Raw genomic sequence first — 24,984 nt, 5'->3', positions numbered from 1 at the left:
GTCATCAGGCTTCCAGAGCGGCCGCCGCGGGTGCCATCCGCCGCGCGCTCACGGTGATGCCGACGGACGCCGCGATCACCAGCCCGATCGCGAGCCATTGCACGGCACTGATTCGCTCCCCCAGTAGGACGAGGCCCGCGCAGGCCGCCACGGCCGGCTCCAGACTCATCAGGACGCCGAAGCTCTTGCGGTCGAGACGGCGCAGGGCGACCATTTCCAGCGAATAGGGCAGGGCGCTCGACATCAGCGCCACCGCGAAGCCTGCCGCCAGGATCCCGGGCGTGAGCAGGGCTGATCCGGCCTCCGCCAGGCCGAACGGGGCCACGACGATGGCCGCCGTGAGCATGCCGAGGGAGACGGCCTGGCCGCCATCGACGCGTCCGGCCCTCTGCCCGAACAGGATGTAGAGCGCCCAGCACAAAGCCGCGCCGAGATCGAGCAGGATGCCGACGGGGTCGAGCCCGTCCCGGCTGGCGATCGGCAACAGCAGTGCCAGCCCGGCGACCGCCACGCCGATCCACAGGAAATCTGAGCGGCGGCGCGACGCAATCAGCGCGACGGCCAGCGGCCCGACGAACTCGATCGCCACCGCCGGTCCGAGGGGCAGGCGTGCCAGGGCAAGATAGAACAGGAGGTTCATCAGCCCGAGGGCCGTCCCGTAGAGGGCGATCCAGCCGGCCTCGCGCGCCGGGAGGCTGCGTCGCCAGGGCCGCCAGACGGCGATCAGGATCAGCGCCGAGAAGCCGACCCGCAAAGCCGATGTCCCGGCGGCGCCGACCGCCGGGAACAGGCTCTTGGCGAAGGTCGCCCCGCACTGGAGGGAGAGCATGCCGGTGACCAGCGCGGCGACCGAGAGCACCGTGTCGCCGAGACCGAACCTGTTGCGTAACACGCGACGACTCTCTCAAGGATGCGGTTCGACGCCGATGGCGCGGGTGCTGCTTCCGCTGGCGGCGTCACGACGGATTGGACGGCGCTGCACGGCTGGATGCGCCGGTCTCTCTCCGGTCGCATGCAGCGCCAGCGGAATGCGACCCCCGGTCCAGCGCAGAACCTCGCGAAACGCCCCTGTTGCGCGATGCAGTGCCGCTTGCATGGCGCTTCCTATGCTGGGCCCCGGATGACCTTCCACTGCGTTCGAGGCGTCCGGGAAAGGGGAGGGCGTCTCGTCCGCCGCGTTCTCAGACCCCGCGATCCGATCGCCTCCCCCGCTCTCAGAGAATAAATCGGCTCAGATCCGCATTCGACGCCAGATCCTGCACTCGGTCCCGCACATAGGCGGCGTCGATCGGCACCGTCTCGCCGGACCGGTCGGTGGCGGTGAAGGAGATCTCGTCGATCACCCGCTCCAGGACCGTCTGGAGCCGGCGCGCGCCAATATTCTCCACCGAGGCATTCACCTCCACGGCGACGCGGGCGAGCGCGTCGACCGCGTCCTCCGTGAAGCTGAGGGTCACACCCTCCGTCTCCATCAGAGCCACGGTCTGCTTGATCAGGCTGGCCTCCGTGGCAGTCAGGATCTGCTTGAAGTCGTCCACCGTGAGCGGCTGCAGCTCCACGCGGATCGGCAGGCGGCCCTGCAACTCGGGCAGGAGGTCGGCCGGCTTCGAGACGTGGAAGGCGCCGGAGGCGATGAACAGCACGTGGTCGGTCTTCACCGGCCCGTGCTTGGTGGCGACGGTCGTGCCCTCGATCAGCGGCAGCAGGTCGCGCTGCACGCCCTCGCGCGAGACGTCGCCCGACGAGCGGCCCTCGCGGGCACAGATCTTGTCGATCTCGTCGAGGAAGACGATGCCGTTGTTCTCGACCTCGCGGATCGCCTCGCGGACCAACGCCTCGTCGTCCACGAGCTTGTCCGACTCCTCGGCCATCAGCGGCGCGTAGGCGTCCCGCACCAGGATCCGCCGCGGCTTGCCGCGCTGGCCGCCGAGCGCCTTGCCGAGCATGTCACCGATATTGATTGCGCCCATGGAGGCGCCCGGTACGCCGGGTATCTCGAACATCGGCATGCCCGCAGGCCCGCTGGAGGTCAGCTCCAGTTCCACTTCCTTGTCGTCGAGCTCGCTGTTGCGGAGCTTGCGCCGGAAGCTGTCGCGGGTGGCCTGGCTTGCCGTCGGTCCGACCAGCGCGTCGAGGAGCCGGTTCTCCGCCGCGGCCTCGGCCTTGGCCTTCACACCCTCGCGCTTGACCTGCCGGGTCAGGCCGATCGCGACCTCGACGAGGTCGCGGACGATCTGCTCGACGTCACGGCCGACATAGCCGACCTCGGTGAACTTGGTGGCCTCGACTTTTAGGAACGGCGCATTGGCGAGCCGGGCGAGCCGGCGGGCGATCTCGGTCTTGCCGCAGCCGGTCGGCCCGATCATCAGGATGTTCTTGGGCGCGACCTCCTCCCGCAGCGGACCGGTCAGCTGCTGGCGTCGCCAGCGGTTGCGCAGCGCGATCGCCACGGCGCGCTTGGCGTCGTGCTGCCCGACGATGAAGCGATCGAGTTCGGACACGATCTCGCGGGGAGAGAACGTCGTCACCGCTTAGCCATCCCTGTTCCCGGCCCGAAATCGGCCCCGCGCCGGGAATGGGGTCGCGCGCGGCCCCGCGCAAGGGGCCGCGTATCGGCCGGTAGCCGCCTCAATGTGTCGCCGGGACCGTCGCGGCATCGCCCTTGTCGTGCTGGCCGAACCGCTCCACCAGGGTCGCACTGGCCTCGTTCAGGCCGATGACCTCGACGTCGCGACCGCGAGCACGGGCCTTGAGGACCACCCGGTCGAGGGCCGCAATGGCCGAGATGTCCCAGAAATGTGCCGCGTGGACGTCGATCACGAGGCGCTCGACCGGCTCCAGGACGTCGATCGCCTCGCAGAAGGTGCCGGCGGAGGCGAAGAAGACCTGCCCGGTGATGGTGTAGGTCCGGATGCGGCCGTCGGCCGAGAGGGCGGAGGTGATCCGGTTGAGCCGGGCGACCTTCCCGGCGAAGAAGACGCCGGAGAGCATCACGCCCACCAGCACGCCGATGGCGAGGTCCTTCGTTGCGACCACGACCAGGACGGTCGCCAGCATCACCGCCGAGGAGGGCAGCGGGTTGGTGCGCAGCCGGAGCAGGGACCGCCAGGAGAAGGTGTTGATCGAGACCATGATCATCACGGCCGTCAGCGCCGCCACCGGGACGACCGCCAGCAGATCCTGCAGCGCCACGAGGAGCACCAGCAGGAAGGCTCCCGCCACCAACGTCGAGAGCCGGCCGCGGGCGCCCGAAGAGACATTGATCACCGACTGGCCGATCATCGCGCAGCCGCCCATGCCGCCGAACACAGCGGAGGCCATGTTGGCGACGCCCTGGCCCATGCATTCGCGGTTCTTGTCGCTCCCGGTGTCGGTCAGGTCGTCGACGATCTGCGCGGTGAGCAGGCTCTCCAGCAGGCCGACCGCGGCGAGCGTCGCCGCGTAGGGCAGGAGGATCCGTAGGGTCTCGACGGTGAAGGGCACCTCCGGCAGGGCGAAGCTTGGCAGCGCGGAGGGCAGGGCACCGAGATGGGCGACCGTGCGCACGTCGAGGTGGAACATCGCGGTGATCGCCGTCAGCACCGCGATGGCGACCAGCGGCGCGGGCACCGCAAGGGTGATCCGCGGGAAGCCATAGATGATCGCCAGACCGAGGGCGATCAGCCCGTAGGTCGCCGGCGTGACGCCGGAGAGTTCGGGCCACTGCGCCAGGAAGATGAGGATCGCCAGCGCATTGACGAAGCCGGTCATCACCGATTGCGAGACGAAGCGCATCAGCCGGCCAAGTCGCAGGAGGCCGGCCAGGATCTGGATCAGGCCCATCAGGATCGTGGCGGCAAAGAGATATTGGACGCCGTGCTCGCGCACGAGGTCGACCATCACCACCGCGGTGGCGGCCGTGGCGGCCGAGATCATCGCCGGGCGCCCGCCCGCGAAGGCGATGGTGCAGGCGATGACCACGGAGGCATAGAGGCCGACCTTCGGGTCGACACCGGCGATGACCGAGAAGCCGATGGCTTCGGGGATCAGCGCGAGGGCGACGACGATCCCCGACAGGGTGTCGCCGCGCAGGTTGGAGGTCCACGACCGGAGGAATCCGGCGTTCCCGGTGAACTTGTCTGACATCGATGAATCCGCACGAGCGGCGTGCCCGCGTCGGCGGCGGGTCGGGCGCGTCTCGAATGCGTGGTCCGGCGGATCGGCGGCCGGAAGAGCCACCCGGGCTTTCACCGGGTCCTTGCGAATGGCCCAACCGTAGGGGCGCTCGCGCTGCAATGCAACAACGTCCGGGATACGGCCTGCAACGCCGCCCCGTCATTCCGGGCTCGCCTCCGCCGCCCCGGAATGACGGAATTGCCGGTTTGGTACGCCGCGCAGGACTGTCGCTACGGTTGCGGAGCCCTGCGGTCGCGGTGAAGTCAGGCCGCGCGCACCTGGGAGACGAAGCCCGCCACCTCGCCGCCGAGCCCGTTCGAGCGGCGGGCGATGTCGGCGGCGGCATTCAGGACTTCCGCGGCGCTGGCGCCGGTCTCGCGGGCCGCACCCAGGACCAGCGCCATGGTCTCGGTGACCGCGCGGGTGCCGCTGGCGGCCTCGGAAACGCTGCGGGCGATCTCCTGCGTCGCCAATTGCTGCTCCTCGACGGCCGCCGCCACCCCGAGGGCGATCCCGTGGACCTGCTCGATCGTGCCGCCGATCTCCTCGATCGCGACGACGGCTTCGTGCGTCGCGGCCCGCATGGCGGCGATCTGCCCGGCGATCTCCTCGGTCGCCTTGGCGGTCTGCGTCGCCAGATCCTTCACCTCGGTGGCCACGACCGCGAAGCCGCGTCCGGCCTCCCCCGCGCGGGCCGCCTCGATCGTGGCGTTCAGCGCCAGCAGATTGGTCTGGCCGGCGATGGTGGAGATCAGCGAGACGACCTGACCGATGCCGTCAGCGCTCCGGGCAAGGGCCTGGACGCTCGTCCGGGTCCGCCGTGCCGCCTCGACGGCGCTCTCGGCGGCAGTCGAACTCTGCGTGACCTGGACGCCGATCTCGCTCGCGGTCGCCGCGAGTTCCTCGGTGGCGGCCGCGACGGCCTCGACATTGTGGGCGGTGGTCTCGGCGGCGCGGGTCACGGCCTGGGACTGCGTGCCGGCATGATCGGCATTGCCCGCCATGGTGGCGGCGGCACGCTCCAGCCCGGCGGCCGCTCCGGCGAGATGATCGACCAAGCCGCCGATGCTGCTCTGGAAGCGGTCGGCGAGACCGGCCATCTCGGAGCGCTTGCGCGTCGCGGCGTCGACCTGCAGCCGATCGTGCTCGTGACGCAGGATTTCGGATTCCCGCATCGTGTCGCTGAAGACCTGCATGCTCGTCCAGATCGCGCCGATCTCGTCACGCCTCGGCTTGACCGCCGGCAGGGTGGTGTCGCCGCGCGAGAGACGCTGGATCGCATCTGAGACCGCCCCCAGCGGCTGGGCGATCTGCCGCTGCCCGACGAACAGGCCGATGGCGCAGCAGATCAGCGTTCCGGCGACGGCCAGACCAAGCAGAAGCAGCGTGCGCGCGTGGAACAGGGCGTCGGTGTCGGCTTTGATCGCGGCCATCTCCGCCCGCCCCTGCTTCACCAGGGTATCGATGCTGGCCTGGAAGGCCTTGCGGTTCGCGCGGTTGGCGTCGTTGAACCCGAGTTCGGCGGCCGCCTTGGGGCCGGTCGTGTCGCCGGCCTCCGCGAGGGCGCTGCGGAGGGTGCGGAATGCGTCGGCGTGGCGCACCATGGTCTCGAAGAGCGGCCGCTCGGCCTCGGTCACCCGCGGCGCCCAATCCGCCTTGAGCGCGTCCATCTCGGCCAGACCCTTGCGGATGCCGGCCGTGTACTTGGCGGCCTCCGTCCGGTCGGCCGAGGCGTAGACGCCGCGCGAGTCCATCGTCACCTCGGCGGCGAGGCGGTTGAAGTTGGCCGCGTCGAGGGCCCGGATCGAGGCGCTCTCGACGCTCGTGAGGGAGCGCTCGAAGCTCTGCAGCGTCGCGACGCTCACCCCGGCCACGACGAGCGTCGTCAGACTGCAGGCGCCGACGAAGCTCAGGAGTTTTCCGCCGATTTTCATGCTGGTCCAACCGTCGTGGCTCGGTTGGCGCTAAAATGCCGGTTATTCGTCAAGGCGCCGTAAACTATCGCCATCCAGAATTATTTGTGTTCGCTGCTGAACAGTAACCCGGCCGCAGCTCGGCGCGGCACGGAGCGTGCCACGCCGAGCCTGCTCACGCCGCCCGCACGGTGTCGAGGAATCGGCTGACTTCGGCGGTCAGATGCTCGGATTGCCGCGACAGCTCGGAAGCGGCGTCGAGGACCTGGCCGGCGGCGACGCCGGTCTCTTCGGCGGCGCTGGCGACGCCGGAGATGTTGCTCGTCACCTCGCCCGCGCCGATGGCCGCCTGAGCGACGTTGCGGACGATCTCCTGGGTGGCCGCGCCCTGCTCTTCGACGGCAGCCGCGATCGAGGTGGCGACGCCACTGATCTCCCGGATCCGCTCGGTGATGCCTCTGATCGACGTGACCGCCTGGCCGGTCGAGGCCTGGATCTGCGCGATCTGGCCCGAAATCTCATGAGTCGCCTTCGCGGTCTGCTCGGCCAGCGCCTTCACCTCCGAGGCGACGACGGCGAAGCCCTTCCCGGCCGCTCCGGCGCGCGCCGCCTCGATCGTGGCGTTGAGTGCCAGCAGGTTCGTCTGACCGGCGATGTTCGAGATCAGGCCGACGACGTCGCCGATCCGCGAGACGGAATTGCTCAGCTCCTGGACGAGGGCACCGGTCTGATCGGCGTCGGCCACGGCCCTTTGCGCCAGATGCGCCGAACCGTCCACCTGCCGTCCGATCTCCTGAACGGAGGAGCCCAGTTCCTCAGCTGCCGCTGCGACGGTGTTCACATTGGAGGCGGCCTCCTCAGCGGCAGCCGCCACGGTGCTGGACTGGCCCGATGTCTGTGAGGCGGTCGCCGACATGGTCCGGGCGGTCGCCTGCAACTCGGTGGCCGAGGACGACACCATCCCGACGATCCCGCCCACAGCACGATTGAAGCTGTCAGCCAGCTCGATCATGGTCCGGCGCCGCTCGGCCGCAGCGGCGGAATCGGCGATCCGCTTCACCTCGGCCTCTTCGGCGGCCTTCTTGGCGACCATGGCCTTGATCCCGTCCACCGCGCGCCCGACGGCACCGATCTCGTCGCCGCGCGCGGCCTCCTTGATCTCGGCCTCGATCTCGCCCCGGGCCATGCGCTGGAGCACCGCGACGAGGCGGGCGAGGGGGCGGGTCAGCATCGCGAAGACGAGGAAGGCCAGCAGGCCCGCGATGACGACGCTGGCAATGCTGCCGAGAAGGCTGGCGAGGTAGGCGGCGCCGAAGGAGCGCGCCTGCTCGCCGCTCCGGGCGGTGAGGAGGTCCCGCTCGGCCTTCTCGGCGTCGCCGATCTTCGCGCGCAAGGCGTCCATGGACGCCTTGCCGGCGCCGCTCGCCTCGATTTGCCGGGCCTTGTCGAGGTTCCCCGCCTCGACGAGGGCGATCTCCTTCGCGGCGATGTCATTCGTCCACGTCTCGGCCGAGCTGCGCACCCCCTCTAGGCGCGCCTGCTGCGCGGCATTGTCGGCGGTGAGCGACTTGGCGCTCTCCAGGGACGCCTTGAAGGCCTTCTGTCCGTTGTGGAGCGGCTCAAGGAATTTTGCGTCGCCGGCGATCAGGTAACCCCGCAGGCCGGTCTCCTGATTGACCATCGACTGCGTCAGGCCGTCGAGGGCCGAGATGACCTGATAGGAGTGCTCGGTCAGGTGATTGACGCGTTCGATCGAAGATAAATGACTGTATCCGATAGCACTGATGCCGACCGTGACCGCCGCCAAGCTGCCGAATGCGGCAGTCAGCTTCGTTACGATCCGCACGTCATCGATCGAGCGCATAGTCTGTCCCCAGGGAGCCATTCAGGAATTTGAATACGGTTCCCTGCCGCGTGTGATAAATTATACGGTGTAAATTTTGTATTACTTCGAACTGTGTCGTTCTGAATAGACGGGCGCAAATGTGGTTGAAAAAATTCCGTTCGCAATCAAATGCCGGTGATCGCATCGCGCTCTGCTGTTGTCGGTTTGTACAACCTGAGATGAGAGACGCCATGTCGAGACACGTATCAGGGCGACGATTCCAGCGCGGATTCAGGACGGACATGTATCCATCAACGAACAACGCAGGATCGTAGTCACGCGCAGAGTAATTCGCGCAGAAGCTGTCGCGTCCCGCCTTCAGCCGGACGCTCCCCGCGCATTTGCCGACCGCGCCAGAGCAGCTATGGGCGAGAGGCGCCGCCAGGAAAGTGTCTCCGACGATGGTCGAGCAGGATCGACCGATCGTACGCTGCGTTCCGGCTCCACATCGAATCCGTGAGGATGACCCCAGAGCCGGCCAGACCCGGCCCTGCGAAGCCGGGCCTCAGGTGTCCAGCGACTCGATGACCAGATTGCCGTTGGTGTAGACGCAGATCTCCGCGGCGATCCCCATGGCCCGCCGGACGATCGCCTCGGCGTCGAGGTCGCCGTCCTCCAGCGCCCGGGCGGCCGCCAGGGCATAGTTGCCGCCCGAGCCGATGGCCATGACGCCGCTCTCGGGCTCCAGAACGTCGCCCGAACCCGACAGGAGCAGGCTGACCTCGCGGTCGGCGACCAGCATCATCGCCTCGAGGCGGCGGAGGTAGCGGTCCGTCCGCCAGTCCTTGGTGAGTTCGACGCAGGCTCGGGTCAGCTGATTGGGATATTGTTCGAGCTTGGCTTCGAGACGCTCGAATAGCGTAAAGGCATCCGCCGTCGCGCCTGCGAACCCGCCGATTACCGCACCCTTGGCGAGGCGCCGGACCTTGCGGGCATTCCCCTTGACGATGGTTTGGCCCAGGCTGACCTGGCCGTCGCCGCCGATGACCACCCGGCCGCCCTTGCGCACCATCAGGATCGTGGTCGCATGCATCTGGGGGATCGCGCCCCGGTCTTCGTACCTGAATGCGTCCTGGCTCAAGGTTCGGCTCCGCTCTCGACCGCGCCGAGATGGGGAGCTTCGCCGGCCGAGTCCAGCCGGCGGCTCTACTCCGCGACCGCCTCGGGGCTGCGCACCGGTCCGGCATCCTGGAGGATCGACCGCGCGGCGGCCTCGGCGAGGAGGGCATAACCGCGATCGGCCATGTGCAGGCCGTCCGAGGCAAAGAGCTGCTTGGTGGTCAGCTTCCCCTCGCGCACCCAGCCATGCATCAGGTCGGCCCGCCGAATCACCGGCACATCGAGCTCCGCGCCGATGCCGCGCACCGCGTCGCGGAAGCGGGAAGCGCCCGGCGTCGATTCAAGCTTCGGGCACCATTGCGGCTCCATCAGCACCACGTCGATCCCGGCTTCCCGGATCCGACGGATCGCCGAGACGGTCGCCTCGCGGAAATGCTCGATCGAGACCCCGCGCAGCGGATCGTTGCTGCCGGTCTGCCAGATCACGAGCTGCGGCTCGGCCGCGATGACATCGCGGTCGAGCCGGGCCAGCATGTCGTCGACGTGCTCACCGCCGATTCCGCGGTTGATGACCGCCACGTCCATCCCGTGCAACTGCTTGCGGAGGTTGATCTGCAGGCGCGCGGGATAGGCGTTGGCCGGGCTCGAGGCGCCGATGCCCTCCGTGGAGGACGAACCGAAGGCCACGATCTTGAGCGGCGCCCCGATGGCGATCTGGCGGGCGACATGCGGCAGGTCCGGGCTCTCGTTCAGGTCGAAGCCCAGCATGTCCAACGAGTCGGGGAGAAGGTCAGCGTAGGCGAGAACCGCCGTCGGCAGGAGCAGCAGGCCAGCCAGCAAGCCGAGGCGACGCAGCATCCTACGGGCAGGCCAGGCGGGAAAGACAGTGTTCGGCGATTGTGACACGGGACCGTCGGCTCCGGCTCTCGTGAGCGGTAGATACAATCTGACACAGGCCGCTGAAAAGAGCGGTTCCGTGCTGAGTTTAAAATCGCAATGAATTCGTAACACAAAATTAGGCGGTTGTTGGGAAGCGGCCGCTTGCCTGCCGTTTATCGGCAACAGCGCCCCGAGATGTCGGCGCCCGCAGGGGCGCGTTTCCGCTTTTCGGGACCCACGCCGCCCGATCCGGCACGAACCATGCGACCGGGACCGTGCGCATCTCCGGACCGACGGCGGGGAGCGTGATCGGGGCTTCGGCGCGCCCCGGTCGGCCGCGGGCCTCCATGAACCGTCCCAGGGTCGACCGCTTGCGTATCGCGATCCTCACGCATTCGACCGACCCGCGCGGCGGCGTGGTCCACGCCCTCGCTCTCGGAGAGGCCCTGTGCGGACTCGGTCATGAGGCGGTGGTGCATGCGCCCGACCCGACCGGCCGCGGCTTCTTCCGCGCGGCGCGCTGTCCGGTCATCTCGGTCGCGGCCAAGCCCGTCGCCGGACCGTCCGCCGTGGTGGTCGGCAGCCGGATCGGCGATTACCTCGCGCATTTCTCGACCCCCGCCGCCTGCGACTTCGACATCTTCCATGCGCATTGCCGCATCAGCGGCAACGCGCTCGCCACCCTGACGCGGCGACGCCTCATCCCGGGCTTCGTCCGCACCGTCCATCACATCGAGACCTTCGCCGACCCGCAGCTGGCGCACTGGGAGGAGCGGGCGTTTCTCGATGCCGGGCGCCTGCTCTGCGTCAGCCGCACCTGGGCGGCGACGCTGGCGGCCGAGTACGGCGCCCGGGCCGACGTGGTCGGCACCGGCGTGGACGCCTCCTCCTACACGCCCGATCCCCAACCCGAGGACGAGGCGCTGCGCGGTCGCTTGGGTCTCGGCGGCGGACCGGTCTTCCTCAGCGTCGGCGGCTTCGAGGCGCGCAAGAACACGCTGGCGATCATCGGGGCCTTCGCTGCCCTGCGCCGGACCTGCCCCGGCGCGCAGCTCGTCGTGGCCGGCGGCGCGTCGCTCTTCGATCATGCGGGCTACGAGGCAAGGTGCTGCGCCGCCCTCGAACGGGAGGGGCTCGAAGTCGGCCCGGGCCGGCCGGTGATCCGCACGGGCGCGGTGGCGCAGTCGGACATGCCGGGCCTCTACCGGCTCGCCGATACCCTGGTCTTTCCGTCGCTGATGGAGGGCTACGGCCTGTGCGTGCTGGAGGCCATGGCCTGCGGCACGCCGGTGATCGTCTCGAGGCGCCCGCCCTTCACAGAGTACCTCGCTCCCGGGGAAGCCCTGTCAGTGGATCCGGAGAACACGGAGGCCATCGCGGCATCCATGCAGGCGAGCCTGGACCCGCGCCGGCGGGCACGGCTGCGCAACGCCGGCCGGGAGGTCGCGCGGGCCCATGTCTGGGAAGCCTGTGCGGCGCGCCACCTGCCGACCTACGCGGACCTCGCGCCCGGGGGGCCGCCGTCGATGCCGGCCGCCACCGGCGCGGCAGCCTGGAATACCCTGCGGATCCCTCGCGATGCCTGAGATGCGCTTCCACATCCGCTGGCCGGACGGCACCAGGGAGGCCTGCTACGCGCCCTCCCTGGTGATCAAGGATCACCTCGCCGTCGGCCAGGATTACCCGCTCGACGAGTTCGTCGCCCTGAGCCGGCTCGCCCTGGGCATCGCTAGCGAGCGCGTCCGCGCCCGCTACGGATTTCCCTGCGGCCGCGCCCTGGCGCAGCTCGCCCGGATCGAGGAAGCCGCGCGCCGACAGGAGCCGGGGACCGTCCATGTCGAGTCCTTCGAGCTGTGAGGCCCGGCTCCGGAGCGTGCGGCGAGGCGACGCAGGGCAGAGCCGCGTCCGGTCGGGTTGTTCGGATCACTCACGGTTCGAGCGAAGGCGCAGGCGATGATGACCCGGATTGCGGTGACCCTGATCCTGGCCGCGTCGCCGGCTGCGGCGCAGACGCGTCCTTCCAGCACGGACATGACCTGTCAGCAGACGATCCGCCTCGTTCAGGCGCGCGGCGCCCTGGTCCTCGGCACCGGCGGCATGACCTATGACCGGTTCGTCCGCGACCGCTCCTTCTGCGAGCCCACCGAACTCGCCAAGCGCGCCTTCCGGCCGACCCGCGACAACCCGAACTGCCTGATCGGGTACACGTGCTACGAGCCGGGGGCCGGCGACTGGTTCGGCGCGGATGACTAGACCGGGCCTCGACCCGCATGACCGGCTGACCCCGCGCTCATCCAGGGGCCGGGCAGCGGAGCCCGGGATCCCCGGACGCTCCAGCCTGTTCCTCCGGGTCCGGGATCGCCGCCGGGGCCCGGAGCCTGTTCGGAACGGGCGGAGCAATCACGACAACCGCGTCAGCCTTGGTCCGGGGCAGCGCGCCCGGCTTCGAGGGATACGATCATCCGGCGATCCCCGGCCCGCCGGGTGAACCCCGTCGCGTCGAGGTGCTCCAGCAGCGGGATCGAGAACTTGCGCGAGATTCCCAACGTCGCCCCTGCCTCCCGGGCCAGAAACCCGGCTTCCGGGGTCTTCGCCTCCGGGAAGGCTTCGACGAGGCGTGTCTTGGCGCCGGCCACCGCTTCCCGATGGAACAGAACGGCCCGGCGCTGAACCCGGTCGACGGCGCGGATCACCGTGCCGGCCCCGACCAGATAGGTGAGCGCCTCGCGGCGCCGCACGTCGCGGCCGACGGCGTCGGCTTCGTCGGGCGGGTTGAGGCCGGCCCGGCGGAAGATCTGCTCCAGCCTCCGGGCGGCCTCGCTCTCGTTGCGCGCCGGGTCGAATTCCGCCCGCCGCCACAGCGTACCCGCCTGAGCGACGGAGCCGGCGGCCGCAAGGTCGCGCAGCACCGCGCCGGTCACCGCCTCGGGTAGCACCAGGGTGCGCGCGAGGCGCTCGAGGGCGATACCGTGATCCATCGGGTTGTCGCGGTGATGGTGGGACAGCGCCGCCAGCGTGCCGGTGCGCAAGGCCTCGAAGGCTGCCGCTCCCACGTATCGGTCGCCGATCCCACGGGCGCCCCCATCGGACAGCATCTGCCGGACCCGATCCGGCGATACGCCGGCAATCCGGGCGAGGTCGATCAGGGGCGCTCCGGCCGCGCCGAGCTGTCCGAGGCGGACCGTAATCGCCTGCGCGGCACTTCCCGTCGTGAGGGCGGCGAGATCGGCCATGACCCGCGGGTCGTGGCGCCGCCGACGGCGACTCACCGGGTCGAGGATCCGCCCGCCCGCCACAGTGACGGAGGGCGAATCAAGCCGCAGTACGAATGGCTCCCGCGCCGGCACCGCGACGGATTCCGCGAGATGCACCTGCGCCTGGGTGCTGGCGCCCGGCTCGAGGACGTCGCGGTCGAGCAGCCGCAGCCGCGCCTCGACCTCGGTGGTTCCGAACAGCAGGCGACAGCGCATGCCGCCTGCCAGAGCCTCCGGCACGGTCGTGGCCGCGGTGATCGCGACATCGAGCCATGAACTCGGAGCGAGCAGGCCCGGCAGCGACAGCGCCTGCCCGCGGGCGATCTCGTCGAGGTCGATCCCGCGCAGCGCGACCGCAGTGCGGCGTCCCGGCTCGGCGCGCTCCACCGGACGTCCATGGATCTGGAGGCCGCGCACCACCGCCGTGCGACCGCCGGGAGCGATCTCCACGGTGTCCCCGACAGCGAGCGGCCCGCGCCGCAGCGTCCCGGTAACGACGGTGCCGAAGCCCGGTCGCGAGAAGACCCGGTCGACCGGCAGGTAGGGGAAGCCGTCGTCGCGGCCGGGTTCCGTCTCCGCCAGCAGCGCCGACAGGGCCGCCGACAGCTCCGCTAGGCCGGCGCCCGTCACCGTCGATGTGGCGATGACCGGACCAGCCTCAATCCCGGCGCGGAGAGCGGCGGCGGCGATCTCGGCCGCGCGGGCCGCCAGGGTCTCGGGTGTCGCGAGATCCGCCTTGGTCAGCGCCAGAACGCCGCGGCGCACGCCGATCAGCCGGGCGATCTCGAGATGCTCCACGGTCTGCGGCTTGATCCCTTCATGCGCGTCCACCGCCAGCAGGACGGACCGCATCCCGGTGGCGCCCGAGATCATGGCGCGGACGAACCGCTCGTGACCCGGCAGGTCGACGAGGTCGATCTCGCCCGGATCGGCGTTCAGCAGCGCGAAACCCGGCACGATGGACACGCCGCGGGTGCGCTCTTCCTTGAGCCGATCGGTCTCGACGCCTGTGAGGGCCCGCACGAGGGCCGTCTTGCCGTGATCGACGTGCCCGATCACGCCGACGAGGAGTGTCTTCAAAGCAGTCACCGACCGGACCATCTCCGCGATACCGCCGTCCACCCGGGGCGCACCGCTCGCTCGGAAGGGAGATCCGCCGCGCCGGCGCGTTGCGGCGCCGTAGGTCGCCGGACGGTCGGGGCCGACGCGTGCGAGGCAGATGGATTGTGGACAATCTGTCTTGCCATGTCGTGCCGTTTTGGGAAAGCGCGATTTTAACGCAGCGCAGCAAGCATCCGCAGCACCGGCGAGCCATCCTCTCCGCTTGACGCCGGTAGCGCTGCCGCCTTTGCTGGGGCGCATGTGTCGGACGGTCACGCCCCGATGCCGGTTTCGCCCGCCGCGTTGCAACCGGAGGGCATCCCTGCCTCGTTAGCGAGGCGGGTGACGAAGAGGAGCGTATGAGCGACACCGATAGCAACGCCGCGGCGGAGCCCCGCGAGATCGAGCTGAAGCTCGACTGCGCCGGGCCGAACCTGACGGCGCTCGCGTCCCATCCCCGGCTCAAGGACGCCGCGGCCACCGAGCCCGAACTCCTTGTTTCGACCTATTACGACACGCCGGACCGCGCGCTCCGCGAGGCCGGCCTGACCCTGCGTGTCCGCGCCAAGGGCGGACGGCATATCCAGACCGTGAAGGCCGGAAGCGGCGGCGTCGGCCTGTTCGATCGGTCCGAGTGGGAAACCGAGATCGCCGGGGAGACACCGGACCCCGCGGCCTGGGCCGACACCGCGGCCGAGCCGGTCCTGCGCGAGGCCGACGCCGCGCTGGAGCGTCTCTTCGCCACCGTGGTGATGCGCCGGGAGATCCCGGTTGAGCAGGGCGCATCACGCGTGCTCGTGACCCTCGACGAGGGCCGGGTCGAGACCGCGAAGGGCGACGCGCCGCTCTGCGAGATCGAGCTGGAACTTCAGGCCGGCGAGCCCGGGGACCTGTTCGCTCTGGCGCGAACGCTCGCTGAGACTGTGCCGCTGCGCCTCGGCGTGAAGGCCAAGAGTGCCGTCGGTTACGCGCTGCTCGACGGCACTGGCCCGGCGGTGGTGAAGGCCGAGCCGGTGGAACTGCCGGAGGGAGCGAGCGCCGGCGAAGTCTTCCGCCAGGTGGCACGCGCCTGCCTGCGCCATATGCGGCTCAACGAAACTGCCTTTCTGGAGGCGGGGCGCCCGCCCGAGGCCCTGCACCAGATCCGCGTTTCCCTGCGCCGCCTGCGCTCGGCGCTGTCGCTGTTCGCGCCCATGCTGGGCAGCGATCCGCGGGCGGCGGACTTCAACGACGAGATCAAGCGGGTCACCGAGCCGTTCGGTCACGCCCGCAACCTTGACGTATTCCTGAGCGACACGCTGCCGGATCTCGCCAAGCAGCGTCCCGACGAGCCGGGGCTCGACGAGTTGCGCGAGCGGGCCGAGGCGGAGCGCGCCGTCGCCTACGACGCCGTGATGGGGATCCTGGAAAGCCCCCAGTGGCGGGCGCTCATCATCGACTTCGCAGGCTGGGTCGAGACCGGTTCCTGGGCCGCCGGGCCTGACGCTGCCGTCGACGGACGGCACTTCGCGGCCCAGGTACTCGACACGGCGCGGTCACGGCTGAAGAAGCGCGGGCGGGGCCTCCGGCACCTCGACCCGCATACCCGCCATCGGGCGCGGATCGCCGCCAAGAAGCTGCGCTACGGCGCGGAATTCTTCGCCGGCCTCTACCGGAAGAAGAAGGCGCTCCGCCGGCAGGCGAAGTTCGGCGACGCGCTCTCGGACCTGCAGGACCATCTCGGCGCCCTCAACGATCTGGAGACGGCCCGGGCCATGACCGAGAGCCTGTCCGGGCCGCCGATGCCGGGTCCGGATGATCCCGGAGCACAGAAACTGCTGGATGCGGCCGCGGAGGCCCGGACCGAACTTCTCGACGTGAAGCCCTTCTGGCGCTGACGCTCTTCGTGCCGTCGCGCGGCCCGGATTCGGGGCCGCGCGGCGGACTTCGCCGGACAATCCGCCCGGGGCGCGGGCAGGGAGCGCGAATGGCTCACGCCTACAGGTTCGGCATCGAGGAGGAGTTCTTTCTCGCTGATGCCCGCTCGCGCGGCACGCCGCGCGCTGGACTCCGGGCCTTCCACGCTGCCGTGCGTGCCCGTCTCGACGCGGCCGAACGCGAGCAGCTCCAGTGCCAGGTTGAGGTGGCCTCGCCGCCGACCGCCGATCTCGCTGAGGCCCACGCGCATCTCGCGGAACTCCGCAGTGCCCTCGCCGAGATCGGCGCTGAGCGGAACATCCTGATCTTCGCGGCCGGCACGCATCCGACCGCCCGGTGGCACGACCAGCGGCCCACCGACAAGGCCCGCTACCATGGCATCATGGCCGACCTGCGGATGCTCGGCCGGCGCAACCTCGTCTGCGGCCTTCACGTGCATGTGGAGGTTCCGGACCCGGAGGCGCGGATTGGGCTGATCAACCGGCTGCTGCCGTATCTCCCGGTGCTCCTCGCGCTCTCGGCCGGATCGCCGTTCTGGCAGGGTCAGCAGACGGGTCTCGCCGGCTACCGGATGCGCGCCTATGCGGAGTTGCCGCGCACCGGCGTGCCTGAGCTGTTTGCCGATCCCGCCGACTACGCACGCTACGTCGACGTGATGACCCGGACCGGCGCCATCGCGGATGCCAGCTATCTCTGGTGGCACCTGCGCGCGTCGCTGAAATACCCGACCCTTGAGCTGCGGGTCGCCGACAGCTGCACGCGCCTCGACGACGCGCTCTGCATCGCCTCCCTGTTCCGCTGCCTCGTCCGCCGAGTGGTCCGGGACCGGCGCCTCAATGCCGGCCTCACCGCCGCGTCCCGCGGCTTCGTGATGGAGAACCTCTGGCGAGCCGGCCGCGACGGCGTCCGCGCGACGCTCATCGACGAGGTGCAGATTCGGGCCGTGCCGGTCTCCGAGCTGGTCGAGACCCTCCTCGCCGACATCGCCGAGGATGCGGACGCGCTGGGCTGCCGCCCGGCCTGCGAACAGGCAACCCGGATCGTCTCGGAGGGAACGAGTGCCGACCGGCAGATGGCGGTGTTCGCGGCGGCGTGCCGCTCGGGCGCCCGGGCGCGCGCGGCGCTGTCGGCCGTGGTGGACCAGCTCGCGGCCGAGACCGCCGCCGGCTCGAAGTGCGGGCCTGGGGGGCACCCGAACATCGCTCCGGCGGCGTGACGATAAGCGCGGACCCGGCTGAGGGGGGATCGCCGAGGCCGCGTTCCGTCGGCCGCGCTTGAGAACGCGGTCGAACCAATGAGTCGCATGCTCATGTTGCCGAAGGATGTCTGGTCGTCGCGGTCGCGTGCGATTATGGCCGGTCCCGTGCGGGTGGGTTCCCTCCGCGCCGCGCTCTGCTATCCCTCCCGTTCAAGCAGCCCCCGACCGTCGGCCGATCCTCCGGAATGAGCCTCCTGCGCGACCTCTTCGGCCATGTCGGCCGTACCGTGACGGCCTATGCCGGCGACAAGGTGCTGATGCTCGCGGCGGTCTCGGCCGCCGCTAACGTCATCGTGGCCGACGGCGAGGTCGCCGGGCCGGAATTCGACGCGGCGCTGCACGGCTTGAAGGCCGACCCGGTCCTGATGAAGGGTTACGACGCGCTGATGCTGGAGACCGAGCTCTACGCGGGTATCGCCCGGGCGCGCACCCGGCTCGGCCGGGCCGAGAACCTGCGCCACGTCACGGCCATCGCGGACCGGCCCCCGAACCAGCGCGAGAACGTCTTCCTGATCGCCGCGGACGTCGCCGATCAGGACGGGATCAGCAATATCGAGGCGAGCGCCCTCGGCGAGATCGCTGTGGCCCTCCGGGTCGACGCGATCAGGCTGCTCCGCGCGAATCCGGTCCGGCGCCCGCCGGCCTGACCATTCCGGTTGGCATTGCGGTTGCTCGCCATGGGAGCGCTGCCAGATCGGCCGCGCCCGCCTATAAAGACCCCGTCGCACGGCGACCCGCCGTCAAAGGAACCGGCATGGCCGAGATGACCCTGAGCAAGACCCACAACCTGCGCGCCAACGGCGCGCGACTCTGGGCGACGATCCTGGAGACCGCGGAATTCGGCGGCACGCCCGCCGGCGGCATCAATCGCCTGACGCTCTCGGCCGAAGACGGCCAGGTCCGCGACTGGTTCCGGGAGGCGTGCGAGGCGGCCGGGCTGACGGTCTCGGTCGACGCCCTGGGCACGCAATACGCCCTGCGGCCGGGCCGGGACATGAACCGCAAGCCGATCGCCTTCGGTTCGCACCTCGACACACAGCCCACCGGCGGCAAGTTCGACGGTGTCCTCGGCGTCCTGGCCGGCCTGGAGGTGATGCGCAGCCTGAACGATGCCGGGATCGAGACCGAGGCGCCGCTCCTCGTGGTCAACTGGACCAACGAGGAGGGCTCGCGCTTCGCCCCCGCCATGATGGCCTCGGCGGCCTATGCCGGCGACTTCACCACCGACGAGATCCTGGCCAAGCGCGACGCCGCCGGCACCACGGTGGCGGAGGCGCTCGACGCGATCGGCTATCGCGGGGTCGAGGCCGTCGGCACGCGGGAGATCGGCGCCTTCGTCGAGCTGCACATCGAGCAGGGGCCGATCCTGGAGGCCGAGGGCAAGACCATCGGCGTGGTCGAGGGCGGCCAGGGCATCATGTGGTTCGACGGCGTGATCACCGGCTTCGAGAGCCATGCCGGCACCACGCCGATGCCGCGCCGCCGCGACGCGCTGCTCGCGCTCTCGGAATTCGCCCTGGCGGCCGAGAGGATCGCGCTGAGCCACGCGCCCTCCGCGGTGGCGACGATCGGCGAGGCCGCGATCCTCGCGCCCTCGCGCAACGTCGTGCCGGGCCGGGTCGCCTTTACGGTGGATGTGCGCGATCCGCGCGCCGCGACGCTCGACGCCATGGAGGCGGCGCTCAGCGAGGCGGCGGCCGAGATCGCCGTGCGGCGTCACCTGGACATCGCGCTGACCCGGATCTGGCGGAAGGAGCCGGTGCCGTTCGATCCGGCCATCGTGGCGGCGATCGACGCGTCCGCCGAGAGCCTGGGGCATGCGCGCCGCCGGATCATCTCGGGCGCCGGCCACGATGCCTGCAACCTCGCCGCGAAGGTACCGGCTGCGATGATCTTCGTGCCGTGCAAGGACGGGATCAGCCACAACGAGGCGGAATCCGCCACGCAGGCCGACTGCGCGGCCGGCGCCGACGTGCTGCTGCAGACGGTGCTCCGCCTCGCCAACGCCCCGCGCGCCTAGGGCCGCCTTCCGGGACAGCACCGCGTCGTCCCGGGGCCGCGCAGCGGCGCCGGGATCCGGACTGGCCGACGGAGCGGAGGCGGGCACCGAGCGGTTCCGGATTCCGGGCTCGCCTGCGGTGCCCCTGACGGACGGCGGCGTGGACCGGCAAGCCTGTGCGGAGGTGTACCGCGGCGGAAAATCCCGTAAGGACCGCTCCATGAGCGCGCGATCCTACCGCGACGCCAAGGGCCGGCCGCTCGTCGCGGTCACCGGCATCGGCGTCGTTTCCTCCCTCGGTCAGGGCCAGGCCGACACCTGGGCGGCCATGACCGAGGGCCGGTCGGGCATCCATTCCATCGGGCGGTTCCCCACCGACGGTCTGCGCACGCGCATCGCCGGAACCGTGGATTTCCTCGACACCGAGCCCCTCGTCGCGCCGCTCCTGTCGGAGCGTTTCGCCGCGGTCGCCGCCGAGGAGGCGGTGGCGCAGTCCGGAATCGGCGCCAGGGGCGACTTTCCGGGCGCTCTGTTCATCGCGGTGCCGCCGGTCGAGATGGAGTGGCCGCAGCGTCAGGCCCTGGCGGCGGCCGCCGGCGGTGACGGACCGGTCGATTATGCCGGTCTCCTGCGGGCGGCGGCGACGCGCCGCTTCGATCCGTGGCACGATCTGTTCATCTTCGGCACGGTCGCCGACCGCATCGCCGACCGGTTCGGCACCAAGGGCTCGCCCATCTCCCTCTCGACAGCCTGCTCGTCGGGGGCCACGGCGATCCAGCTCGGCGTCGAGGCGATCCGGCGCGGCGAGACTGCGGCAGCGCTCTGTATTGGCACCGATGGGTCGGTGAACCCGGAATCGCTGATCCGCTTCTCGCTCCTCTCGGCGCTCTCGACCCGCAACGACGAGCCGGAGGCGGCCTCGAAGCCGTTCTCCAAGGACCGGGACGGCTTCGTGATGGGTGAGGGCGCGGCCGCGCTGGTGCTGGAGGATGCCGAGGCCGCCGTCGCCCGGGGCGCGACGATCCTCGGCTACGTTCTCGGCTGCGGCGAGAAGGGCGACGGCTTCCATCGCACCCGCTCCAGTCCCGACGGCGCGCCGATCATCGCGGCGATTCGCGCGAGCCTGGAGGATGCCGGCGTCGGCGCGGAGGCGATCGACACGGTCAACGCCCACGGCACCTCGACGCCGGAGAACGACAAGATGGAAGCGCTGGGTCTGGGAGCGGTGTTCGGCGAGCGCGCCGCCGCGCTGCCGGTGACCTCCAACAAGTCGATGATCGGCCACACCCTGACGGCGGCCGGCGCGATCGAGGCCGCAATCTCGCTGCTGACCATTCGCCACGGCCGGATCCCGCCGACCATCAACCACCGGGTGCCGGACCCGAGCATCGCCCTCGACATCGTCGAGGCCGCCCGCGACCTGCCGGTGCGGATCGTGCTGTCGAACTCGTTCGGCTTCGGCGGCCAGAATACCTGCCTGGTCCTCGGCGCGGAGCCCGCGTGAGCGCCGGGATGGAACCCCGCCGGGTCCTGGTGACCGGCGGCGCGTCCGGGATCGGCGCGGCGATCGTCCGCGCCCTGGCGGAATCCGGACTGGCCGTCGACTTCACCTATCGCGCCTCCGCCGAGGCCGCGCAGGCGCTGCTCGCCGATCTGCGCGGGGCGCATCCGGACCGGGCCTTCGCGGCCCATGCCCTCGACCTCGCGGATCGGGCGGCGCTGGAATCCTTCTGCGAGACCGCGGAGGCGGCGGGCTATTACGGCCTCGTCCACAATGCCGGCCAGTCCTGCGACGCGCTCGCGGCGATGCTCGATCAGGAGCGGGCCGAGGCGGCCATGCAGGTCAATTTCTTCTCGCTGACCCGGCTCGCCAAATCCCTGGTGCGGGAGATGACCCGGGCGCGGTCCGGCCGCATCGTGGCGATCGGGTCCGTCGCCGCCCTGCGGGCGAATGCCGGAAATGCTGCCTACGCGGCGACCAAGGGCGCCCTCATCGCCTATTGCCGTACCCTGGCGATCGAGACAGCCAAGCGCGGCGTGACCGTCAACGTGATCGCGCCGGGCTTCGTCGACACCGCCATGATGGAGCGCTACGCCGCCTACCGGGACGGCATGGCGCGTCAGATCCCCGCCGGCCGGTTCGGGCGGCCCGAGGACGTGGCGGCGCTGGCCGCCTTCCTGATGGGCGCGGGCGGATCCTACATCACCGGTGCCGTGCTGCCCGTCGATGGTGGCCTGACCGCCATGATGGGTGTCCACCGGTCCTGACGGTGGTGCCGCCGAACCGGACGATTCTGCCGATGCGCGCCAGCCTCGCCCTCACCGCCGCCCTCTGCTGCGCGGCTCTCCTGGCCCCGGGCCACGCACGGGCGGAGCCCGAGGCCTACCGGATCTCGGGCCTGCCGCCGGGCGAGCCGCTGAGCATCCGCGCCGAGCCGGACCCGTCCGCCGAGCAGATCGGCGAGATCCGCAGCCGCGCCCTGGTCTTCGGCTGCACCAACGACACGCCGAGCCGTACCACGTGGTGCCGGGTGAAGGCCGGACGGGTCCTGGGCTGGGCGCGGCGGCGATACCTGGCGCCCGAGCGATGAGAGAGACGATGCAAGCCCTCCAGCTGTTCGGCGACCGCGACCTGCGCCTGACCGAGATCGAGCCGCCGCCCGCACCGGGCGCCGACGAGGTTCGGATCCGGATCCGCGCCGTCGGCCTCAACTTCATCGACGTCTGGGGCTTTCGCGGCATGGCCTTCGCCAAGCGGAAGATGCCGCTGATCGTCGGCGCGGAAGCGGCCGGGATCGTCGAATCGGTCGGGGCGGGCGTCACCGGCCTCGCGGTCGGCGACCGGGTCGTTCCCTACGGGGCCATGACCTGCGGCCGGTGCCGGGCCTGCCGCGAGGGCCGCGACAACCTCTGCGAGGACGTGTCCGGGGTGATGGGCTTCCATCTCGACGGCTTCGCGCGGGAATTGGTGACCGTGCCGTCCCGCCTGGTCGTCAGGGTGCCGGACGGCGTCAGCGACACCGACGCCGCCTGCGCCGGCATCGCCTTCGGCACGGTGCAGCACATGCTGTTCGACAATGCCCACCTGGAACCCGGTGAGAGCGTGCTGGTCCATGCCGGCGGCTCGGGGATCGGCACCGCGGCGATCCGTATGGCCAAGGCGATCGGCTGCACCGTCTACGCGACCGTCGGCGACGACGAGAAGGGGCGCAAGGCCGCCGAACTCGGCGCCGACCACGTCATCAACTATCGCACCGAGCGCTTCGAGGGCGAGGTCCGCCGGCTGACCAAGCGCAAGGGCGTCGACGTGGTATTTGAGCATGTCGGTGCCGATACCTGGAACGGCTCCCTGCTTTGCCTGAAGCGCGGCGGCCGACTCGTGACCTGCGGGTCGACCTCGGGCGTCTCGGCGACCATGAACCTGATGCAGCTGTTCCAGCAGCAGTATCGCATCACCGGCTCGTTCGGCTGCTCCCTGGCGAATATCGGTCAGGCACTCGCCAAGATGGATGCCGGCATTCGACCGGTGGTGGATACGGTGTACCCGCTGGCGGATTTCGCGCAGGGTCTGGAGCGCCTCGAATCGCGCCGGGTCTTCGGCAAGATTCTCGTGAGCCTGTAGCGTCGACGACGGTGCGCCCGCTCGGTACCACAACGTCTCCGAGTGCGTCGGTCTTCATTTCGCGCTGCGAGAGACTTGGCGTAAACGTTGCCGTACGGGTCGCTGGGGGGCCGCCCGTACCGTAGTCCTGGAAGTGATTGTGCTGCGTCTCGCCCTCCTGCTGAAACGGTCTTACCCGCGCCTCGCGGGCTTCGCCATGATCCCGGTGATCCGGGCTCTGGTCCTGCTGGCGCGGGGCCTCGGGCCGGTGCGCTCCACGGCGCTCGGCGCCGCGTTGCTGCGCACGCTCGGGCCGTTGCTGCCGGCGCACCGCACCGCAATGGCGAACCTGCGCGCGGTCTTTCCCGACATGACGGATGCGGAGCGGAGGCGGATCGCCCTGGAGGCCTGGGAGAATCTCGGGCGGACGGGGGCCGAATATGCCCATCTCGACACCCTGTTCGATTACGATCCTGCCGGCGCCGGGCCGATGCGGACCGAGGTCTCGGGGATCGAGCACTTCTACGCCCTGCGCGACGACGGCCGGCCGGGTCTGATCTTCTCGGCGCATCTGGCGAACTGGGAATTGCCGGCGATCTGCGCGGCTCGGTTCGGCCTGAATGCGACCGCCGTGTTCCGCCCGCCGAACAATCCCGCGGCCGCGCGCCTAGTCGAGGAGGTCAGGCGGCGGACGATGGGCGGGCTCGCCGCATCGACGCCGGGCGCCGTCTTCGCCATGCGCGACGTGGTCGAGAATGGCGGCCATCTGGGCCAGCTGATCGACCAGCACTTCACCCGCGGCGTCGTGGTGACCTTCCTGGGCCGGCCGTGCCTCGCCAACCCGCTGCTCGCCAAGCTCGCCCGCCACTACGACTGCCCGGTGCACGGCGTGCGCGTCGTCCGCCTCCCGGAAGGCCGCTTCCGCCTCGATCTGACGCCGCCCCTCGACCTGCCCAGGGCCGCCGACGGGACCGTCGACGTCGCCGGCGCCATGCAGGCGATGACATCCGTTGTCGAGGGCTGGGTGCGGGAGAATCCCGGCCAGTGGCTTTGGATGCATCGCCGCTGGCGGCCCGACATGCTGCCCAAGCCGAAAGTGGCGCCGGCGCCACTTCAACCGATGGTAGAGGCCTCTCAAGCCAACGTGATTTCACCTTCGGCCTCCCAGACGGTCTGATGGATCGATGACGCCCCGGCACCGCGCCCCGACCCGCGACCGCCGCGCGCTCCGCGCTGCGCTGCTTGCCTGCGCGACGATGGCCGCGATACCGGCGCGGGCCGAGCCGGTTCGCGCCGTGGTGGAAATGTTCACCAGCCAGGGATGCGGGGCCTGCCGGTCCGCCGATCCGGTTCTGCGCGACCTCGCCCACAAGCCCGGAGTCATCGCGCTGACTTTGCCGGTGACCTACTGGGACTATCTCGGCTGGAAGGACACGCTGGCGCTGCGGCCGCTGACCGAGCGCCAGCGCGCCTACGCGCGGGGGCGCGGTGCCCGACAGGTTTTCACGCCCCAGGTCGTGGTCGATGGCAACAGCTTCGCCGTCGGGTCCGACCGCCCGGCCCTCGACCGGCTGGTCCGCGAAGCCTGCCAGCGCGGCGGGCTGCCGGTGTCGGTGCGTGGGGAGACGAAGGGCGACCGGATCCTCGTGGAGGTCGGCGCTGCCCCGGAAGCCAAGACCGAAATCCGCGGCGATGTGTGGCTCGTGCCGGTGCTGCGCAGCCGTGCCATCGCCATTGCGGCCGGGGAGAATGGCGGCCGGACCGCGACCTACGTCAACGTTGTGCGGGGCATGCAGCGCCTCGGACCCTGGACCGGCCAGCCGGCCCGGTTCGAGGTGCCCGACACCCAGGCCCGCGTCGCCGACGCGGATAGCTGGGTCGTCCTTCTGCAGGGCGCCGCCGACGGCAAGCCGGGCCGCATCCTCGGGGCCGCGAAAGGGCCGGGATTGTAGCGCGCAGCCTC

21 protein-coding genes and 1 other annotated feature are annotated in these 24,984 nt (G+C 70.4%); of the genes, 13 read left to right on the top strand and 8 right to left on the bottom strand.

Annotated features, from left to right (window positions below; genetic code table 11):
• Window positions 1–4 precede the first annotated feature (4 nt).
• The 7 genes from CIW48_RS17285 to CIW48_RS17255 all read right to left on the bottom strand — a co-directional run bounded on the left by CIW48_RS17285 (window position 5) and on the right by CIW48_RS17255 (window position 9,870).
• Window positions 5–892, bottom strand: coding sequence for a DMT family transporter (locus CIW48_RS17285; protein WP_149311879.1), 888 nt, complete (start codon window positions 890–892; stop codon window positions 5–7).
• 322 nt (window positions 893–1,214) lie between these two features.
• Entirely contained in the window at window positions 1,215–2,528 is a 1,314-nt protein-coding gene (gene hslU / locus CIW48_RS17280) for an ATP-dependent protease ATPase subunit HslU (RefSeq protein WP_091778841.1), read from the bottom strand.
• Window positions 2,529–2,628: 100 nt separating this feature from the next.
• The gene (locus tag CIW48_RS17275) at window positions 2,629–4,125 is read right to left on the bottom strand and encodes a SulP family inorganic anion transporter (protein WP_149311878.1); all 1,497 of its coding nucleotides are present in this window, start codon (window positions 4,123–4,125) and stop codon (window positions 2,629–2,631) included.
• 59 nt (window positions 4,126–4,184) lie between these two features.
• Window positions 4,185–4,240: a sequence feature (sul1 is cis-regulatory element that is thought to sense ions involved in sulfur or methionine metabolism; They are found in Alphaproteobacteria), on the bottom strand.
• Between the two features lie 178 nt (window positions 4,241–4,418).
• Window positions 4,419–6,089, bottom strand: coding sequence for a methyl-accepting chemotaxis protein (locus CIW48_RS17270; RefSeq protein ID WP_149311877.1), 1,671 nt, complete (start codon window positions 6,087–6,089; stop codon window positions 4,419–4,421).
• A gap of 154 nt (window positions 6,090–6,243) precedes the next feature.
• Window positions 6,244–7,932: a CHASE3 domain-containing protein gene (locus CIW48_RS17265; RefSeq protein ID WP_149311876.1), complete on the bottom strand. Its 1,689-nt coding sequence runs from the start codon at window positions 7,930–7,932 to the stop codon at window positions 6,244–6,246.
• 526 nt (window positions 7,933–8,458) lie between these two features.
• Window positions 8,459–8,986 carry an ATP-dependent protease subunit HslV gene (gene hslV, locus CIW48_RS17260; protein ID WP_149311962.1) on the bottom strand — a complete coding sequence of 176 codons (528 nt, stop codon included), beginning with the start codon at window positions 8,984–8,986 and terminating at the stop codon, window positions 8,459–8,461.
• Between the two features lie 113 nt (window positions 8,987–9,099).
• Window positions 9,100–9,870, bottom strand: a complete 771-nt coding sequence (locus tag CIW48_RS17255) for an SGNH/GDSL hydrolase family protein (RefSeq protein ID WP_246695289.1) — start codon at window positions 9,868–9,870, stop codon at window positions 9,100–9,102.
• A 368-nt stretch (window positions 9,871–10,238) separates the two neighbouring features.
• Here CIW48_RS17255 and CIW48_RS17250 point away from each other — a divergent pair, with 368 nt between their 5' ends.
• From CIW48_RS17250 to CIW48_RS17240, 3 genes are all read left to right on the top strand, one after another.
• On the top strand, window positions 10,239–11,477 hold the full coding sequence (locus CIW48_RS17250) for an MSMEG_0565 family glycosyltransferase (RefSeq protein ID WP_149311874.1): 1,239 nt from the start codon (window positions 10,239–10,241) through the stop codon (window positions 11,475–11,477).
• Window positions 11,470–11,748, top strand: coding sequence for an MSMEG_0570 family nitrogen starvation response protein (locus CIW48_RS17245; protein WP_149311873.1), 279 nt, complete (start codon window positions 11,470–11,472; stop codon window positions 11,746–11,748). The genes CIW48_RS17250 and CIW48_RS17245 overlap by 8 nt, the downstream gene beginning before the upstream one ends.
• Window positions 11,749–11,844: 96 nt before the next feature.
• On the top strand, window positions 11,845–12,144 hold the full coding sequence (locus CIW48_RS17240; RefSeq protein WP_149311872.1) for a hypothetical protein: 300 nt from the start codon (window positions 11,845–11,847) through the stop codon (window positions 12,142–12,144).
• A 161-nt stretch (window positions 12,145–12,305) separates the two neighbouring features.
• On the opposite strand, the gene selB is transcribed toward CIW48_RS17240, so the two are convergent.
• Entirely contained in the window at window positions 12,306–14,246 is a 1,941-nt protein-coding gene (selB, locus tag CIW48_RS17235) for a selenocysteine-specific translation elongation factor (protein ID WP_246695296.1), read from the bottom strand.
• 359 nt (window positions 14,247–14,605) lie between these two features.
• Here selB and CIW48_RS17230 point away from each other — a divergent pair, with 359 nt between their 5' ends.
• From CIW48_RS17230 to CIW48_RS17185, 10 genes are all read left to right on the top strand, one after another.
• On the top strand, window positions 14,606–16,123 hold the full coding sequence (locus tag CIW48_RS17230) for a CYTH and CHAD domain-containing protein (protein WP_149311870.1): 1,518 nt from the start codon (window positions 14,606–14,608) through the stop codon (window positions 16,121–16,123).
• 89 nt (window positions 16,124–16,212) lie between these two features.
• The gene (locus CIW48_RS17225; protein WP_149311869.1) at window positions 16,213–17,379 is read left to right on the top strand and encodes a carboxylate-amine ligase; all 1,167 of its coding nucleotides are present in this window, start codon (window positions 16,213–16,215) and stop codon (window positions 17,377–17,379) included.
• A 227-nt stretch (window positions 17,380–17,606) separates the two neighbouring features.
• The gene (locus CIW48_RS17220; RefSeq protein WP_149311868.1) at window positions 17,607–18,068 is read left to right on the top strand and encodes a tellurite resistance TerB family protein; all 462 of its coding nucleotides are present in this window, start codon (window positions 17,607–17,609) and stop codon (window positions 18,066–18,068) included.
• A gap of 116 nt (window positions 18,069–18,184) precedes the next feature.
• A complete protein-coding gene (locus tag CIW48_RS17215) occupies window positions 18,185–19,441 on the top strand; it encodes a Zn-dependent hydrolase (protein WP_173009299.1) in 1,257 nt (418 codons plus the stop codon).
• Window positions 19,442–19,640: 199 nt separating this feature from the next.
• Window positions 19,641–20,924 carry a beta-ketoacyl-ACP synthase gene (locus CIW48_RS17210; protein ID WP_149311866.1) on the top strand — a complete coding sequence of 428 codons (1,284 nt, stop codon included), beginning with the start codon at window positions 19,641–19,643 and terminating at the stop codon, window positions 20,922–20,924.
• Window positions 20,921–21,688, top strand: a complete 768-nt coding sequence (locus CIW48_RS17205) for an SDR family NAD(P)-dependent oxidoreductase (protein WP_149311865.1) — start codon at window positions 20,921–20,923, stop codon at window positions 21,686–21,688. Before CIW48_RS17210 ends, CIW48_RS17205 begins: the two co-directional genes overlap by 4 nt.
• Window positions 21,689–21,720: 32 nt before the next feature.
• Window positions 21,721–22,011: an SH3 domain-containing protein gene (locus CIW48_RS17200; protein ID WP_173009295.1), complete on the top strand. Its 291-nt coding sequence runs from the start codon at window positions 21,721–21,723 to the stop codon at window positions 22,009–22,011.
• Between the two features lie 8 nt (window positions 22,012–22,019).
• On the top strand, window positions 22,020–23,042 hold the full coding sequence (locus CIW48_RS17195) for a zinc-binding dehydrogenase (RefSeq protein ID WP_149311863.1): 1,023 nt from the start codon (window positions 22,020–22,022) through the stop codon (window positions 23,040–23,042).
• 139 nt (window positions 23,043–23,181) lie between these two features.
• On the top strand, window positions 23,182–24,198 hold the full coding sequence (locus CIW48_RS17190) for a lipid A biosynthesis lauroyl acyltransferase (protein WP_149311862.1): 1,017 nt from the start codon (window positions 23,182–23,184) through the stop codon (window positions 24,196–24,198).
• Between the two features lie 7 nt (window positions 24,199–24,205).
• Entirely contained in the window at window positions 24,206–24,973 is a 768-nt protein-coding gene (locus CIW48_RS17185) for a DUF1223 domain-containing protein (protein WP_149311861.1), read from the top strand.
• The last annotated feature ends 11 nt before the right edge of the window (window positions 24,974–24,984 follow it).

Source organism: Methylobacterium sp. P1-11 (assembly GCF_008329595.1).
Classification (GTDB): Bacteria; Pseudomonadota; Alphaproteobacteria; order Rhizobiales; family Beijerinckiaceae; genus Methylobacterium.
This window is presented reverse-complemented; position numbering and strand designations above follow the sequence as displayed.